A 15,355-nucleotide genomic window follows, 5' to 3' on the forward strand; every position below is an offset into this window, starting at 1 on the left:
CGGCGCTTCGCCCAATGCCGTGCAAGGACAACACGATGACCGAAAGAAAACCGATGACGAAGCGGATGGTAATCATGCTGATCTGTGTCGGCCTGCTGCTGGCCGCGCTCGTCGGCTTCAACCAGTTCCGCTCGTATATGTTCGCCAAGTTCATGGCCGGCAACGCGGCGCCGCCCGCCACCGTTTCGGCGGTCGTCGCCGGCTATCAGTCGTGGCAGCCGCAGCTTGCGGCGGTCGGCAGCCTGCGCGCCGTGCGCGGCGTCGACGTCACCACCGAAGTCGCGGGCCTCGTGCGCGAGGTGGCGTTCAGCTCGGGGCAGGAAGCGAAAGCCGGGCAAGTGCTCGTCAGACTCAATGCCGACAGCGACGTGGCGCTGCTGCAGTCGCTCCAGGCCGCGGCAGAACTCGCGCAGACGGTCTACACGCGCGACAAGGCGCAGTACGACATCAAGGCGATCGCCAAGGCGCAACTCGACGCGGACGCCGCCGACCTGAAGGGCAAGAAGGCGCAAGTCGCGCAACAGGCCGCGCTCGTCGACAAGAAAACCATCCGCGCGCCGTTTGCGGGCCGCCTCGGCATCACCACCATCAATCCCGGCCAATACATCAATCCGGGCGATGCGATCGTCACGCTGCAAGCAATCGATCCGATCTACGCCGATTTCTACCTGCCGCAACAGCAACTCGGCCAGCTCGCGATCGGCCAGACTATCGTGGTCGACACCAACGCATTTAGCGGGCAGACGTTCGTGGGCAAGATCCAGTCGCTGAGTCCGAAAGTCGACAGCGCCACGCGCAACGTGCAGATCGAAGCCAGCGTGGACAATCATGAGCGCAAGCTGCTGCCGGGCATGTACGCGAATGTGAAAATCGACGCGGGCGCCGAACAGCGCTATCTGACGCTGCCGCAAACGGCCATCACCTACAACCCCTATGGCGCAACGGTGTTCGTCGTCAAACCGGGCACGCAGGCCAACGCGCAGGGCAAGACACTGCCCGTCGCACAGCAGGTGTTCGTCACGCCAGGGCCCACGCGCGGCGATCAGGTTGCAATCCTTAAAGGTGTCGACGCCGGTACGCAGGTCGTGACGAGCGGGCAACTCAAGCTCAAGAACGGCACGCCGCTCATCATCAACAACAGCGTGCAGCCGTCGGACAATGCGAATCCGACGCCGCAGGAACAATAGAGAGACCGCGCGATGACATTCACCGATCTCTTTATCCGAAGGCCCGTGCTTGCATCGGTGGTCAGCCTGTTGATTCTCGTGCTCGGACTGCGCGCGCTGGCCACCCTGAAAGTCAGCCAGTATCCGCAAACCGAAAACGCCGTCGTGACGATCAGCACCGCCTACTATGGCGCGAACGCCGACACCATTGCCGGTTTCATTACGCAGCCGCTCGAAGCGGCGATCGCCCAGGCGCAAGGCATCGACTATATGTCGTCGACGAGCAGCACCGGCGTCTCGACCATTACCGCGACACTGCGCCTGAACTATGACGCGAACCGCGCGCTGACCGAAATCAACACGCAGATCGGCTCGGTGCGCAACCAGTTGCCGCCGCAAGCACAGCAGCCGGTGCTGACGGTAGAGACCGGGCAGACCACCGACGCGATGTACATGGGTTTCTACAGCGACGTGCTGCCCAGCAACAACGTTACGGATTATCTGCTGCGCGTCATCAAGCCCAAGCTCGATTCGATCGAAGGTGTGCAGACCGCCGAAATACTCGGCGGCCGGCAGTTCGCGTTGCGCGCGTGGCTTGATTCGGCGCGGCTCGCCGCGCACGGCGTGACGGCAACCGATGTCTTCACGGCGCTCGGCAACAACAACTACCTCGCGACACTCGGCACGACGAAAGGCCAAATGGTCAGTGTCGACCTGAATGCGGGCACGGACCTGCATACCGTCGACGACTTCAAGCAACTCGTCATCAAGCAGAAAAACGGCGCGATCGTGCGCCTCGAAGACGTCGCGAACGTCGTGCTCGGCGCCGACAGCTACGACTTCAACGTCGCGTTCAGCGGCAAGCGCTCGGTGTTCATCGGCATCAAGGTCGCGCCGGACGCCAATATCCTCGACGTCGCCAAACGCGTGAAGGCCGTGTTTCCCGGGCTGCAGAAGCAGTTTCCGACCGGCATGACGGGGGAGATCGTTTATGACGCGACCGATTTCGTCAACACGGCGATCGACGAGGTGATCAAGACGCTGGTCGAAGCGCTGCTGATCGTCACGGCGGTGATCTTCCTGTTCCTCGGCAGTTTCCGCGCGGTCATCGTGCCGCTGATCGCGATGCCGTTGTCGCTCGTCGGCACGTTCTTCGTGATGCAGCTGCTCGGCTATTCGATCAATCTGCTGACACTGCTCGCGCTCGTACTCGCGATCGGGCTCGTCGTGGACGATGCGATCATCGTCGTCGAAAACGTCGATCGTCACATGAAGGAGGAAGGCAAGGCGCCCTTCGATGCCGCGCTGATCGCCGCGCGCGAACTCGGCGGACCGATCCTCGCCATGACCGTCGTGCTGATCGCCGTGTATGTGCCGATCGGTTTTCAGGGCGGCCTGACGGGCGCGCTCTTCACCGAGTTCGCCTTCTCGCTCGCCGGCGCGGTGACGGTGTCCGGTGTGATCGCGCTGACCTTGTCGCCGATGATGTGCTCGCGCTTCTTCCGCGCGGAACAGGAGTCGGGGCGCTTCGCGCGTTTCGTCGACCGCCAGTTCGAACGCATCCATCGTGGCTACGGCCGTCTGCTGCACGCGACGCTCGACACCTGGCCCGTGTTCACCGTGATGGGCGCGCTGCTGCTCTGCGGCACGGTCTATCTGTTCATGACGTCGAAAGCGGAACTCGCGCCGGAGGAGGATCAGGGGATCGTCCTGTCGCAAATCCAGGGGCCGCCGAACGCGACCATCCAGCAGATGCAGACGTATGCGGACCAGGTGTTCGATATCTCCAAAGCGCTGCCTGAATACGCGCAGATGTTCCAGCTCACGGGTGCGCCGACGCTCAACCAGGGGATCGGCGGTGTGCTGTTCAAGACGTGGGACCAGCGCAGCAAGAGCGCTGCCGTCTTGCAGCAGGAATTGCAGCAGAAATGGAATCAGATTTCAGGGGCGCGCGTCGCGGCGTTCCAGTTTCCGCCGCTGCCGGGCTCGCAGGGTTTGCCGGTGCAGTTCGTCATCAGCACCACCGAGCCTTTCGAAAACCTCAATGAAGTTTCGCAGGCGGTCCTGCAAAAAGCCCGCGAGAGCGGGATGTTTTTCTTCGTCGACAGCGATCTCAAACTCGATAAACCGGAAGCCACGCTCGTGGTCGACCGCGACAAGGTCGCCTCGCTCGGGCTCTCGCAGAGCGATGTCGGGCAAGCGCTCGGGTCGGCGCTCGGCGGCGGCTATGTCAACTACTTCTCGATCGCCGGGCGCTCGTACAAGGTGATTCCGCAGGTCTTGCAGACCGACCGCCTGAATCCTTCACAGGTGCTCGATTACTACCTGCGCACGCCGGACGGCAGTGTCATTCCAGCTTCGACGATTGCGCATCTCGAACACAATGTCGTGCCGGAATCGATCAACCATTTCCAGCAACTCAACTCGGCGACGATCTCAGGCGTGATCGTGCCGGGCGTGTCGCAAGGCGAGGTGCTCGATTTTCTGCGCAAGGCGACCAGCCAGGTCGCACCGGCAGGCTATGCAGCGGACTACTCGGGCCAGTCGCGGCAGTTCGTGCAGGAATCGGGCGGCTTCGTCATCACGCTGATGCTCGCGACGATCATCGTGTTCCTCGCGCTTGCCGCACAATTCGAAAGCTTCCGTGACCCGATCGTGATCCTGGTTTCGGTACCCATGGCGCTGTTCGGCGCGCTCATCTTCATCAACATCGGCTTGACGACGCTGAACATCTACACGCAGGTCGGGCTCGTCACGCTGATGGGGCTCGTCAGCAAACACGGCATCCTGATCGTCCAGTTCGCCAACGAACTGCAGCACGCCGGTAAGTCGAAGCGCGAAGCCCAGGAAGAAGCAGCGGCCGTACGGCTGCGCCCGATTCTGATGACCACCGCGGCGATGGTGCTGGGCGTCGTGCCGCTCGTGGTCGCCTCGGGAGCGGGCGCCGCGGGCCGCAATGCAATGGGACTCGTGATCTTTACGGGGCTGTCGATCGGCACGCTCTTTACGTTGTTCGTGGTACCTGCAATGTATATGTTCCTCGCAGCCGATCATCACCGGGACGACGGCGCGCAAAAGGCGGGTTAGCGTTTAACTCGCCGCTGGTGGACTTCGGCGGCCGGCATGCGAGCACTCGGGCAACGTGGCTCGCTCAGGCCACCTTTACTTGCAGCGAGGGCCACGTCATCCTACCCGACGAATTATTTATATAATCAATGGCTTAGGCATCTCTAACAGCGCTGATTTCAAGCGCGGCGGCCGGAGGGCAGAAGCGGGCAAAGTTGGCGAATCAGAAGGCTTGAGCTATCGTCACGCCTTTGCACCGCATCGCGCCGGCCGGATCGCGCGAACGCTATACGCCCTTCTTCGAACGCATTCTTCAAGGCCCATGAGCAAAGCCCTGCCGCCGTCTTCTGCCGTTCCCGTCAGCGCCGAACCGGCTTCGGACAAGCCGGGCGACTCGTATGTGCAGTCGTTCGCGCGAGGCCTCTCGGTGATTCGCGCGTTCAATGCCGCCCGCCCCGAACAGACGCTCACCGACGTGGCCGCCGCCACCGGCCTGACACGCGCCGGCGCGCGCCGCATTCTGCTGACCCTGCAGACACTCGGCTACGTCGAGGCCGAAGGACGCCTGTTCCGCCTCACGCCGAAGATTCTCGACCTCGGTTTCGCGTATCTGACCTCCATGCCGTTCTGGAATCTCGCTGAACCAGTGATGGAAAATCTGTCGGCGCAGGTTCACGAGAGTTGCTCGGCGGCCGTGCTCGACCGCACCGAGATCGTCTACGTGCTGCGCGTGCCGACGCACAAGATCATGACCATCAACCTGTCGATCGGCAGCCGCCTGCCGGCGTATTGCACGTCGATGGGCCGCGTGCTGCTGGCCGCGCTCGACGACGAAACGCTCGAGGCGACCCTGAATTCAGCGCCGCTCTATGCGCACACGCCGCGCACGGTGACCGACAAGGAAGAGCTGAAAAAGCTGATTGCGCAGGTGCGCCGTCAAGGGTGGGCGATTGTTGACCAGGAGTTGGAAGGCGGTTTGATTTCGCTGTCCGCGCCGATTCGCAACCGGCAAGGGCGTGTGATCGCGGCGATGAACATCAGCGGCAACGCTCAGCGCAATTCGGCCAAACAGATGGTGAAGGCGTTTCTGGAGCCGCTGCAGCAGGCCGCGCAGACGGTGTCGGAGATGGTGGCCCGGCGCGGTTGAGTGCACGCGGGCGCCTTCGATCGAGGCGCGCGTTTCTCGTACGCGCGTCCGTCATCCTTCAAATGCGAGGCGCCGCCATGGCGACGTTACAGGTCAATCAATCGGCTTATCCCCCGTCTCTTTCAGCAGCGACACCGCGATCAACGACACCACCACGCACGCGGCCACATATCCAGCCGGCGCCAGTTTGCTGCCCGTCAGTTTGATCAGCCACGTCGCAACCAGTTGCGCGGTGCCACCGAATACGCACACACTCAGCGCGTAGGCGATCGAAATGCCGGTGGCCCGCACGCGCCGCGGGAACGACTCGCACATTAAGGCGAATTCCGACGCCGATCCCATCGAGTAGAACAGTAGCATCAGCGCGGTCAGGGACATGATGACGGGCAACTGCGGAAAGCGGTCGATCAGCATGAAGGCCGGAAACAGTAGCAACACCAGGACGCCACGCCCGAACAGAATCGGCCGCTTACGGCTGCCGATACGATCGGACAGCATGCCGAACAACGGACACGTGACGAGCATGACGAAACCCGACGCAACGCCGACCAGCATCGACAGCGACATCGGCAGACCGAGCGTGTGGATCGCATAGGTCGGCATGTAGAAGGTCAGGATGTAGGTCGAGACGGTGCCGCCCATCACCGTGAGCGTAATCAGCAACAGCGGACGCAGATGCTCGGTGAAGAGTTCGTGCAGCACGCCGCGTTCAATAGCGTGGCTGTGCGCGCCTGCGGGATCGTCCGCGAGACGTCGGCGCAGATACATGCCGACCGGCGCGATCAGCACGCCGATCAGAAACGGAATACGCCAGCCCCAGCTTTCCAGCGACTCCTTAGGCATTGCGGCCGAGAGCGCCGCCGCAATGCCTGAACCCATGAGCGCCGCGCCACCTTGCGTCGCCAGTTGCCAACTGGCGCGAAAACCACGCCGCGTGCCGCCGCCCTGTTCCAGCAAGGTGGACGTCGCCGCGCCGAACTCGCCGCCCTGAGAGAAGCCTTGCACGAGACGCGCCAGCACGATCAGCAGCGGCGCGGCGAGACCGATCTGCGCATACGTCGGGGCAATCGCGATCATGCCGGTGCTCACCGCCATCAGCATGATGGTCAGGTTGAGCGCCGCCTTGCGGCCTTTGCGGTCTGCATACACGCCGAGCAGCACGCTGCCGAGCGGCCGCGTGATGAAACCTGCCGCGAAAGTCGCCACGGACAACAGCAGCGAGGTCGTTGGATCCGCAGAGGGGAAAAACAGCTTACCGATGATCACGGCAAAAAAACCGTACACGGTGAAGTCGAAAAACTCGAGCCAGTTACCGATCACCGCTGCCGCAATTGCTCCGCGGCTGGTGGTTCGGGTGGTGTCGATGGCGCGGCTCGCATCCGTTGTGGCGTTCATCGCAGGTCTTCCTCATCGTTATCGTTATAGGGCTGGCGGTGCGAACTCAATGCATGCTCATCGGCAGCTCATTGGCGCCTCAGGCCCTTCATTGCCCCAGATACCGCTCCACCAGCCGCGTCCAGAACGCCGCACCGACCGGCAAATTACGGTCGTTGAAGTCGTAATGCGGGTTGTGCACCATGCAGCCGTCTTCGCCCGCCCCGTTGCCGATCCGCAAGAATGTGCCGGGCCGTTTTTGCAGCATGAAGGCGAAATCTTCGCTACCCATCAGGATGTCGGTCTGCTCGACCACCTTGTCGTCACCGACCAGCTCGCGCGCTACCTTCACCGCGAATTCCGTTTCGGCATCCGAATTGACTACTACCGGATAGCCTTCGATGTACTCCACTACCGCCTTGCCGCCATAGCTCGCGGCCTGGCTTTCGGCGAGTTCGGTAATGCGTTTTTTCAGCAGCGTGCGCACTTCGGGGCTGAACGAACGCACGCTCAATTCCAGCCTCGCGCTGCTCGAGATCACGTTGTTCGCGGTGCCCGCATGCATCGAGCCGACCGTCACCACCGCCGGCTGCGATGGGTCCACGTTACGCGCGACGATCGTCTGCAACGCCATCACGATGCTCGCCGCCACCACCACCGGATCGACCGTCAGATGCGGACGCGCCGCATGGCCGCCGACGCCTTCGATCGTGATGATCGCCTTGTCGCCCGCCGACATGAACGGCCCCTTGCGGAACAGCATCACCCCCGGCTCCTCACCCGGATGGTTGTGCAAACCGAACACGGCGTCGCATGGGAAGCGCTCGAACAGGCCGTCGTTGATCATCTTCATCGCGCCGCTGTCGATGCCGCTCTCTTCGGCCGGCTGGAAGTACAGATGCACGGTGCCCGAGAAATTGCGCGTGGAGGCAAGGTGCTGTGCGGCGCCGAGCAGCATCGTCGTGTGGCCGTCGTGGCCGCATGCGTGCATCTTGCCGTGCGTGCCGCTCGCATACGGCAAACCGGTTTGCTCGATGATCGGCAGCGCGTCCATATCGGCGCGAATGCCGATGCTGCGCGTGCCGCTGCCTACCTTCAGCGTGCCCACCACGCCGGTTTGACCGACCCCGCGCGTGACCTGCCAGCCCCATTGTTCGAGCTTCTCAGCGACCAGTGCGCCGGTTTGCACTTCCTCGTAGGCAAGCTCCGGATGGTGATGGATGTGATGGCGGATCTCGCGCAGGCTCTCGGTTGCAGGCGCCAGGTCGGACACTTCGGTAAAACGCGCAGCTTCGCTCATCTATCGCTCCATGGGAATTCACACCGCGTCACGCGGCCAACAGGCAAGCACTATAGCCACGCCGTTTTGTTCGAATAAGATGCTGTTTTTTTCACCCCGATTAACAAGCTTTATATACGTGATTACCCTATGAAGCTCCAACAACTGCAAGCGTTCGTCGCTGCCGCCCATCATCGCAGTCTGCGTGCCGCCGCGCGCGAGCTTGGCGTGACGCAACCGGCCGTCACGCATTCGATTCGCGAGTTGGAAAGCGCGTTGAATGCCGAGTTGATGGTGCGCAGCGTGCGGGGCATCGAGTTGACGGCATGCGGGCTTGCGCTGTTGCCGCGCGCCGAACAGTTGCTTGGCGATATGCGTCGCACCGTCGAAGCGGTCGAACAGGTGAAGGGGGAATTGGCCGGCAAGGTGAGCGTGGGCACGATGCCCTCGATCGCGTTGACCGCGCTGCCCCATGCGGTTTCGAAGTTTCGCCGCGCGATGCCGCTGGTGAATCTGCATCTGGAAGAAGTCACGATTCCGGACGCCGTCGCGCGTTTGCGTAACGGCGCGCTCGATATCGCGGCGATCCATCACGTGCAGGCGCTCGACAGCGATCTGGTGCAGGCGCCGCTCTACTCGACGCAGTTCGTCGTGGCGATGCGCGCAGGGCATCCGCTGGCGAACGTCACGCGTCTCCACGAATTGCTCGACGCGGAATGGATCGTAACCGTGGGCGCGGATCACTTTCCGCACAGCGTGATGATGGCGATGTTCAACGCGCATGGGTTGCCGGTGCCGAAGCGGCTGGTGCGGGCGCCGTCGTCGTTCGCGGTGACGCTCGGACTGGTGTCGCAAACCGATGTGATCGGCTGCTTTACGCGGCCGCTTGCGCAGATGGTCGCGCCGCTGGGGATACGCATCGCGCAGATTGAAGAGGCCCTGCCAAGTTACGATCTGAGCATCATTTCGCGGCGCGATTTGCTGCCCACGCCAGCGGTGCTGCAGTTTGTGTCGTGTTTGCAGGAAGCGACCCGGGAGCGGATGGCGGCGGCCGGGTAGTCGAATTTATCGAATGCGGCGGATAGGGTGAACGTCGGGAATATCCGCTTCCGCCTGCAAAAAAGCAATCAACGCGTGGCCCGCCTCTTCCAGCGCCCCGGAGTTATCGATCTTCGTGCACCGAAGTCCGTCCGGCAATGAAAACGGCGCCCGTCGTGCAAGTCTGGCCGCAACCTGTTCCGCCGACTCACGCGCCCGCGCGCCCAGGCGTGCTTCGAGAATATGCGGCGCGGCGTCCACATGCACGACTTCCGTGTGCGGATAACGCGCCAGCGTATGCTGCAAATGCTGACGCGATCCGTTGACGACAACCGTGCAACCGCGTGCAAGCCATGCATCGAGTTCGATACCGATGCCGTAACGCAGCGAATGGCTCGACCATTCGAGCGCGAACAGACCGAGTACCGAACGCGCGGCGAATTCTTCCACGCTCAATGCAACATGCGCTTCGCCGTTGCCGCTCGGCCGCGTGATGTAGCGATGCGCAAACAGAATCGGCTCGCCCATCAGGCGGCTGCGCGCGAAACTCAGTAATGAATCCTTGCCCGCGCCGGACGGCCCCATCACATAGATCAGACGACCTGCCATTGTCACTTCACCTCACGGGTTTGAAACGGCATGCGCTGCCACAGAACAAACGGCTCACCGGGCGCGGGTTCGACAAAGAGCGCCGCGTGATCGACAGCGAGCGGCCCGAGTGCGGGCGTTTGCGCCTGCCACCAGGCCACCAGCGTTGCGCGCTCATCGGCATCGGCGAGCGAACTGGATAGCGTCATGTGAAAACGGAATTCGTCGAAGACGTACGGATAGCCCCATTCGATCAGCAGCGCACGTTGCCGTTCACTCAACGGCGCGGCGAGACGGCGCGCGAGATCGGCCGTGGACGGTCTGGCGCGCAGTGCGTCGAGCGAGCGCAACGCACTCGCAGCGACAGCGCCAATGTTCGCCTCACCACTCTGATCCGCCGGACGCAGTGCGACGAAATCGCCAAGCGTCGCGGCTTCGACCGCCAACGCGAATGGGCTTTGCGTCTTTGCCCATTGACGCGTCGCATTCAGCACGTCCTGCTGGGATACGCCTTCAGCGAGCCGAAACGGCGCGACCAGCGTACCGTGCCAACCATAACGGCGCGGCGCTTCGGTTAGCTCCGCCAGTGGACGCGCCAGGCCTTCCGGTTGCGGCGCGGCGCATCGCTCGCCGCTTTCCGCGTCACGCCCCAGCCATGCCGAACCGGCGCGCCACCATGCCGACTCGCGCGACGGCGCGTAATAGACCGCGAAACGCGCGCCGGTGCTCCATTCGATCTGATCGCCGGTGTTGCCCACCGCGGCGCTCATACTTCGTGCTCCACCAGCAGTTGCACACGGTCCGCCGCAAAATGCGTGAAGCCGTATTTGATCGGTGTGCCTTCCAGATCGACGTCGACGTTTTCGACCCACAACACCGGCTGCTGCCGGTTGATATTCAAACGCCGCGCCACTTCCGGCTCCGGCAACACGCTGCCGATACGGCTCCATTTGCGCAGATAATCGGTTACGCCCAATTCGGCCATGGCCTTGGTCACGCCGCCGGTACGTTCCAGCACGTCCGGAAAGTCCGGAAAACGCGCGGCCGGATACCAGTTGCGCGCGAACGTGAGCGGTACGCCATCTGATTCATGCAGCGTTTCGATCCGGTAAACCGCCGTGCCCGCCCGCAGGCTGAGCGCCTTCGCGACATTCGGTTCGGCCTTCACCCGCGCCGCCGACAGCATCGTGCCCGCCGCCGCGTGATGCTGCTGCCGCAAGTTTTCTGTAAACCGCGTGCGCCGGCCGATCGTATAGTCGATCGCACCGGGCTGCACGAACGTGCCACGCCCCTGCTCGACGCTCACGAGCCCCAATGCGGCCAAACCGAGCATGGCCCGGCGCACGGTATGGCGGTTCACGTCGAAGCGTTTGGCCAGTTCGCCCTCACTCGGCAAACGGCCGTCTTCGCCGAAGCCGCTCGCGGCAATTTCCGCCGCCAGAATCTGTTCGATCTGCCGCCAGACGGCAACGCCCGCGCCGCGTTCGAGCAGTGTGCCCGACGTCGCGTTGTCGTTCGATGTCATGGTGCTGTCATTCCCTTGGGTTCCAATATTCTCTATGCCATGCATTGTAGTGCGCAAGCCATGATGGAAATGTGAAATGGTGGCCACGCACGACAACGCCCGGCAAGCATACCCTTAAACGTCTAGACGTTTAGATGAATAGATGCTTAAATGTCCACTCGCTGGATCAACAGGAATTTCGATGAGCGCCACCTCCGCCTCACCTTCCTCCGCCACGCGGCGCGCATGGATGGCCGTGCTGGCCCGCACCCCGCGCGCCGATCTCGAAGCCGCGCTGCAACGCGCGCTGCAAGGCGTCCCCCCCCCTGCTTACGACTGGCTGCGGCCACCCGAAATCGGTCTCGCGATGGTGCGCGGCCGCGTCGGCGGCAGCGGCGACCCGTTCAATCTCGGCGAAGCCACGGTCACGCGCGCCACGCTGCGCTTGCGCGTCACGGGGGACGCAACCGCAGCCGTCGGCGTGGCGTGCCATCTGGGCCGCGACCGCCGCCGCGCCGAACTGGCTGCGCTGGCCGATGCGCTGCTGCAAATGCCCGAGCATCACACCGTCTTGCACCAGCAATTGATCGAGCCGTTTGCCGAACAGCAAGCCGGGCAACGCGCCGTGCGCAGACAGGACGCCGCCGCTACACGCGTCGAATTCTTCACAATGGTCAGAGGCGACTGATGGAAAACTCGCAGATTGCATTGTCCGCTTCATTGCCCACCTCGCCGTCCACGTCATTGTCTACCTCGTTGTCTACCTCATTATCAACACTAACACCCGGTTTCGCGGACCCCGTCCGCGACACCCAGGCGGTATTCCGCACGCTGCTCGATGCGCTGTCGCGTCCGGGTACGGTCGGCGTGGTCGAAAACGGTTTGCCGGAGGTTCGGGCAACCCCGGCCGCGCTCGCTGCATTCGCCGCGCTGCTGACCCTGTGCGACTACGCCACACCCGTGTGGCTCGCGCAACCCGATACGGCGCTGGGCTCGGCATTGCGCTTTCACACCGGCGCGCCGCTCGTCGACGAACCGGGACTTGCCGCCTTCGCCTATATCCACGACGCCAACGCGATGCCGGCGCTGGAGAGCTTTGCACTCGGCGAAGCGGAATCGCCCGAGAACTCGGTAACGTTGCTGATCCGCGTTGAAGCGTTGACAGGTGGCGCACCGGTCGTGCTGAGCGGCCCCGGCATTCAGCACACCACGACGATCGCGCCGGTCGGTCTGCCCGAGCACTTCTGGCGCGAACGCGCCGCCCTCGCGCCGCTCTTTCCGTGCGGCATCGATTGTTATCTCGTCTGCGGCAGCACGTTGATTGGCTTGCCGCGCACAACTCAAGCGAAGGTGAACTGATGTACGTTGCCGTCAAGGGTGGAGAACGCGCGATCGAAGCGTCGTGGCGTCTGCTCGACAAGGCACGCCGCGGCGATACGCGGCTGGCCGAACTCAGCGTCGCGCAGATTCGCGAGCAATTGCGCCTTGCCGTTGCGCGAGTGATGACCGAAGGCTCGGTCTACGACGAAGAACTCGCCGCACTCGCGATCAAGCAGGCCGCAGGCGATCTGGTCGAAGCAATCTTTCTGCTGCGCGCATACCGCACTACGCTGCCGCGTTTCGGTTATACGCAGGCAATCGACACGGAAGCCATGCAAGTCGAACGCCGTATTTCGGCAACGTTCAAGGACGTGCCGGGCGGTCAATTGCTCGGCGCGACTTACGACTACACGCAGCGTCTGCTGGATTTCGCGCTGCTCGCCGAAGGCGATGCCGGAACCGATGCCGCCGCAACCCCATCGTCCATTCAGACCGCTCAGCCCGCAACTGAAGCCATGCCGCGCGTGGTCACGCTGCTCGACAAGGAAGGCCTGATCGAACAGGAACGCCCCACGCCGGACGCGCAGGAACCCGGTGACCTCTCGCGCGAGCCGCTGGCATTTCCCGCGAACCGCGCCACGCGCTTGCAGAATCTCGCGCGCGGCGACGAAGGCTTCCTGCTCGCCATGGGCTACGCCACCCAACGGGGCTACGCGCACACGCATCCGTTTGCTGGCGAGATCCGCTTCGGCACGATCACCGTCGAAATGGAACTCGACGAACTGGGTGAAGCCGTTGAAATCGGCGACATCGATGTCACCGAATGCCAGATGATCAACCAGTTTGCCGGTAGCGGCGACGTGCCGCCTACTTTCACGCAAGGCTATGGTCTCGCGTTCGGACACTCGGAACGCAAAGCGATGGCGATGGCGCTGGTGGACCGCGCGCTGCGTGCCGAAGAACTCGGCGAAACGCTCGCCTCGCCGACGCAGGACATCGAATTCATGCTCTCGCATAGCGATAGCGTCGAAGCATCCGGCTTCGTTCAGCATCTGAAGCTGCCTCACTACGTCGACTTCCAGTCCGAACTCGAACTCGTGCGGCGTCTGCGGGCGCAACACAGCGCAGAAGGCCAGGATCAGGGAAAGCGTCAGGATCACGATCAGCAGGAGCAAGCCGCATGAACGCGCCGGCCACCTCTCTCACCACCGCGTCATACGACAGCGCCGCGGACGGCTACAACTTCGCCTACCTCGACGAACAGACCAAGCGCATGCTGCGCCGCGCGTTGCTCAAGGCCGTCGCCGTGCCGGGCTATCAGGTGCCGTTCGGCTCGCGGGAAATGCCGTTGCCGTATGGCTGGGGCACGGGCGGCATTCAGGTGACCGCGGCGATCATCGGCAGGAACGACACGCTGAAGGTCATCGATCAGGGCTCCGACGAAACCACCAACGCAGTCAACATCCGCCGCTTCTTCGCACGCACCACGGGCGTGGCGACCACGCGCCGCACGACCGAAGCGACGATCATCCAGACACGTCACCGGATTCCCGAAGCGCCGCTCACCGACAAGCAGATTCTGGTTTATCAGGTGCCGATGCCCGAGCCGCTATTTCGTCTGGAGCCGCGTGTCGCCGAATGCAAGAAGCTGCACGCCCTGGCCGATTACGGCCTGATCAGCGTGAAGCTGTACGAGGACATCGTCCATCACGGCAGCATCGCGACCACGTACGACTACCCGGTGATCGTCAACAACCGCTATCTGGCTTCGCCGTCGCCGATCCCGAAGTTCGACAACCCGAAGATGCACATGAACCCCGCGCTGCAATTGTTCGGCGCCGGCCGCGAACGGCGCATTCACGCGATCCCGCCGTACACCCCCGTGCGCAGTCTCGACTTCGACGATCATCCGTTCGAAGTGCAGAAGTGGCAGCACGCGTGTGCGCTGTGCGGATCGACGGAAAGCTTCCTCGACGAAATGATCGTCGACGATGCCGGCAAGCGCATGTTCGTCTGCTCGGATAGCGATTACTGCCACGAACGCCGCGGCGATCAGGATCTCGAACTGCCGTCATACGAAGCACGCAAAGGAGAAACCGCATGACGCCGCTGTTGAGCGCCCGTTCGCTCACCAAACAATTTGGTGGCCGCAACGGCTGCAGGAACATCAGCTTCGATCTGTATCCGGGCGAAGTGCTGTGCATCGTCGGCGAATCCGGTTCGGGCAAGAGCACGCTGCTCAATGCCCTCGCCCTGAAAACCGAAGCCGATAGCGGCTCGCTTCATTACACGGCCACGCACGGCGAAAAGCTCGATCTGCTCGCCCTGTCCGAACCGCGCCGGCGCCTGTTGATGCGCACCGAGTGGGGCTTCGTGCAGCAGAATCCGCGCGACGGCCTGCGCAGCGGCGTCTCCGCCGGCGCGAATATCGGCGAACCGTTGATGGCCGTCGGCGCCCGCCACTATGGCGATATCCGTCACACTGCAACGCAATGGATGGAGCGCGTCGAACTCGACGCCACCCGCATCGACGAATTTCCGGCGGCGTTTTCCGGCGGCATGCAGCAGCGTTTGCAGATCGCACGCAATCTCGTCACCGGGCCGCGGCTTGTTTTCATGGACGAGCCCACCGCCGGCCTCGACGTCTCGGTGCAGGCACGTCTTCTCGATTTGCTGCGCACGCTGACGTCCACGCTGCATCTGTCGGTGCTGATCGTGACGCACGATATCGGCGTGGCGCGTTTGCTGGCGCATCGTTTGATGGTCATGCAAGGCGGTGAAGTGGTCGAGTCCGGCCTGACGGACCAGGTGCTCGACGATCCGCAACACCCGTACACACAAACGCTGGTTTCCTCGGTTCTGCCGGTTTGAGG

At 63.0% G+C, this 15,355-nt stretch carries 14 protein-coding genes; 9 read left to right on the forward strand and 5 right to left on the reverse strand.

Going from position 1 to position 15,355, the window contains the following annotated elements:
• Positions 1–35 precede the first annotated feature (35 nt).
• From PQQ95_RS05790 to PQQ95_RS05800, 3 genes are all read left to right on the forward strand, one after another.
• A complete protein-coding gene (locus tag PQQ95_RS05790; protein WP_408435695.1) occupies positions 36–1,187 on the forward strand; it encodes an efflux RND transporter periplasmic adaptor subunit in 1,152 nt (383 codons plus the stop codon).
• A 12-nt stretch (positions 1,188–1,199) separates the two neighbouring features.
• Complete coding sequence (locus PQQ95_RS05795; protein ID WP_408435697.1) at positions 1,200–4,253, forward strand: efflux RND transporter permease subunit; 3,054 nt, start codon at positions 1,200–1,202, stop codon at positions 4,251–4,253.
• Between the two features lie 301 nt (positions 4,254–4,554).
• Positions 4,555–5,379, forward strand: coding sequence for an IclR family transcriptional regulator (locus PQQ95_RS05800; protein ID WP_408435699.1), 825 nt, complete (start codon positions 4,555–4,557; stop codon positions 5,377–5,379).
• 93 nt (positions 5,380–5,472) lie between these two features.
• Here PQQ95_RS05800 and PQQ95_RS05805 read toward each other — a convergent pair whose 3' ends face one another.
• Positions 5,473–6,774: an MFS transporter gene (locus PQQ95_RS05805; RefSeq protein WP_408435701.1), complete on the reverse strand. Its 1,302-nt coding sequence runs from the start codon at positions 6,772–6,774 to the stop codon at positions 5,473–5,475.
• A gap of 88 nt (positions 6,775–6,862) precedes the next feature.
• A complete protein-coding gene (locus PQQ95_RS05810; protein ID WP_408435703.1) occupies positions 6,863–8,053 on the reverse strand; it encodes a M20 aminoacylase family protein in 1,191 nt (396 codons plus the stop codon).
• A gap of 129 nt (positions 8,054–8,182) precedes the next feature.
• Between PQQ95_RS05810 and PQQ95_RS05815 the strand changes: the two genes are divergently transcribed.
• A complete protein-coding gene (locus tag PQQ95_RS05815; RefSeq protein WP_408435705.1) occupies positions 8,183–9,091 on the forward strand; it encodes a LysR family transcriptional regulator in 909 nt (302 codons plus the stop codon).
• Between the two features lie 6 nt (positions 9,092–9,097).
• On the opposite strand, the gene phnN is transcribed toward PQQ95_RS05815, so the two are convergent.
• The 3 genes from phnN to phnF are packed head-to-tail and all read right to left on the reverse strand — an operon-like array spanning position 9,098 to position 11,183.
• Positions 9,098–9,679, reverse strand: coding sequence for a phosphonate metabolism protein/1,5-bisphosphokinase (PRPP-forming) PhnN (gene phnN / locus PQQ95_RS05820; RefSeq protein WP_408435707.1), 582 nt, complete (start codon positions 9,677–9,679; stop codon positions 9,098–9,100).
• 2 nt (positions 9,680–9,681) lie between these two features.
• Positions 9,682–10,428, reverse strand: a complete 747-nt coding sequence (locus PQQ95_RS05825) for a DUF1045 domain-containing protein (RefSeq protein ID WP_408435709.1) — start codon at positions 10,426–10,428, stop codon at positions 9,682–9,684.
• Positions 10,425–11,183: a phosphonate metabolism transcriptional regulator PhnF gene (phnF, locus tag PQQ95_RS05830; protein WP_408435711.1), complete on the reverse strand. Its 759-nt coding sequence runs from the start codon at positions 11,181–11,183 to the stop codon at positions 10,425–10,427. Before phnF ends, PQQ95_RS05825 begins: the two co-directional genes overlap by 4 nt.
• Positions 11,184–11,364: 181 nt before the next feature.
• On the opposite strand from phnF, the gene phnG reads away from it, so the two are divergent.
• From phnG to phnK, 5 genes are read left to right on the forward strand one after another with little or no spacing between them, the layout of a single operon-like run.
• The gene (gene phnG, locus PQQ95_RS05835) at positions 11,365–11,850 is read left to right on the forward strand and encodes a phosphonate C-P lyase system protein PhnG (RefSeq protein ID WP_408435713.1); all 486 of its coding nucleotides are present in this window, start codon (positions 11,365–11,367) and stop codon (positions 11,848–11,850) included.
• Positions 11,850–12,521 carry a phosphonate C-P lyase system protein PhnH gene (gene phnH / locus PQQ95_RS05840; RefSeq protein ID WP_408435715.1) on the forward strand — a complete coding sequence of 224 codons (672 nt, stop codon included), beginning with the start codon at positions 11,850–11,852 and terminating at the stop codon, positions 12,519–12,521. The genes phnG and phnH overlap by 1 nt, the downstream gene beginning before the upstream one ends.
• Complete coding sequence (locus tag PQQ95_RS05845; RefSeq protein WP_408435717.1) at positions 12,521–13,666, forward strand: carbon-phosphorus lyase complex subunit; 1,146 nt, start codon at positions 12,521–12,523, stop codon at positions 13,664–13,666. The genes phnH and PQQ95_RS05845 overlap by 1 nt, the downstream gene beginning before the upstream one ends.
• The gene (locus PQQ95_RS05850; protein WP_408435719.1) at positions 13,663–14,586 is read left to right on the forward strand and encodes an alpha-D-ribose 1-methylphosphonate 5-phosphate C-P-lyase PhnJ; all 924 of its coding nucleotides are present in this window, start codon (positions 13,663–13,665) and stop codon (positions 14,584–14,586) included. Before PQQ95_RS05845 ends, PQQ95_RS05850 begins: the two co-directional genes overlap by 4 nt.
• The gene (gene phnK, locus PQQ95_RS05855) at positions 14,583–15,353 is read left to right on the forward strand and encodes a phosphonate C-P lyase system protein PhnK (protein ID WP_408435721.1); all 771 of its coding nucleotides are present in this window, start codon (positions 14,583–14,585) and stop codon (positions 15,351–15,353) included. Before PQQ95_RS05850 ends, phnK begins: the two co-directional genes overlap by 4 nt.
• Positions 15,354–15,355: the final 2 nt, after the last annotated feature.

The sequence above is a fragment of the Paraburkholderia caffeinilytica genome (assembly GCF_046030355.1).
In the GTDB taxonomy this organism is placed as follows: domain Bacteria; phylum Pseudomonadota; class Gammaproteobacteria; order Burkholderiales; family Burkholderiaceae; genus Paraburkholderia; species Paraburkholderia caffeinilytica_B.

Bases quoted from the DNA above. Each gene is read 5' to 3' on its own strand.
- phnH (WP_408435715.1), top strand. From the start codon at position 11,850: ATGGAAAACTCGCAGATTGCATTGTCCGCTTCATTGCCCACCTCGCCG.
- PQQ95_RS05815 (WP_408435705.1), top strand. From the start codon at position 8,183: ATGAAGCTCCAACAACTGCAAGCGTTCGTCGCTGCCGCCCATCATCGC.
- PQQ95_RS05800 (WP_408435699.1), top strand. From the start codon at position 4,555: ATGAGCAAAGCCCTGCCGCCGTCTTCTGCCGTTCCCGTCAGCGCCGAA.
- PQQ95_RS05845 (WP_408435717.1), top strand. From the start codon at position 12,521: ATGTACGTTGCCGTCAAGGGTGGAGAACGCGCGATCGAAGCGTCGTGG.
- PQQ95_RS05825 (WP_408435709.1), bottom strand. From the start codon at position 10,428: ATGAGCGCCGCGGTGGGCAACACCGGCGATCAGATCGAATGGAGCACC.
- phnN (WP_408435707.1), bottom strand. From the start codon at position 9,679: ATGGCAGGTCGTCTGATCTATGTGATGGGGCCGTCCGGCGCGGGCAAG.
- phnG (WP_408435713.1), top strand. From the start codon at position 11,365: ATGAGCGCCACCTCCGCCTCACCTTCCTCCGCCACGCGGCGCGCATGG.
- PQQ95_RS05790 (WP_408435695.1), top strand. From the start codon at position 36: ATGACCGAAAGAAAACCGATGACGAAGCGGATGGTAATCATGCTGATC.
- PQQ95_RS05805 (WP_408435701.1), bottom strand. From the start codon at position 6,774: ATGAACGCCACAACGGATGCGAGCCGCGCCATCGACACCACCCGAACC.
- PQQ95_RS05810 (WP_408435703.1), bottom strand. From the start codon at position 8,053: ATGAGCGAAGCTGCGCGTTTTACCGAAGTGTCCGACCTGGCGCCTGCA.
- PQQ95_RS05850 (WP_408435719.1), top strand. From the start codon at position 13,663: ATGAACGCGCCGGCCACCTCTCTCACCACCGCGTCATACGACAGCGCC.
- PQQ95_RS05795 (WP_408435697.1), top strand. From the start codon at position 1,200: ATGACATTCACCGATCTCTTTATCCGAAGGCCCGTGCTTGCATCGGTG.
- phnK (WP_408435721.1), top strand. From the start codon at position 14,583: ATGACGCCGCTGTTGAGCGCCCGTTCGCTCACCAAACAATTTGGTGGC.
- phnF (WP_408435711.1), bottom strand. From the start codon at position 11,183: ATGACATCGAACGACAACGCGACGTCGGGCACACTGCTCGAACGCGGC.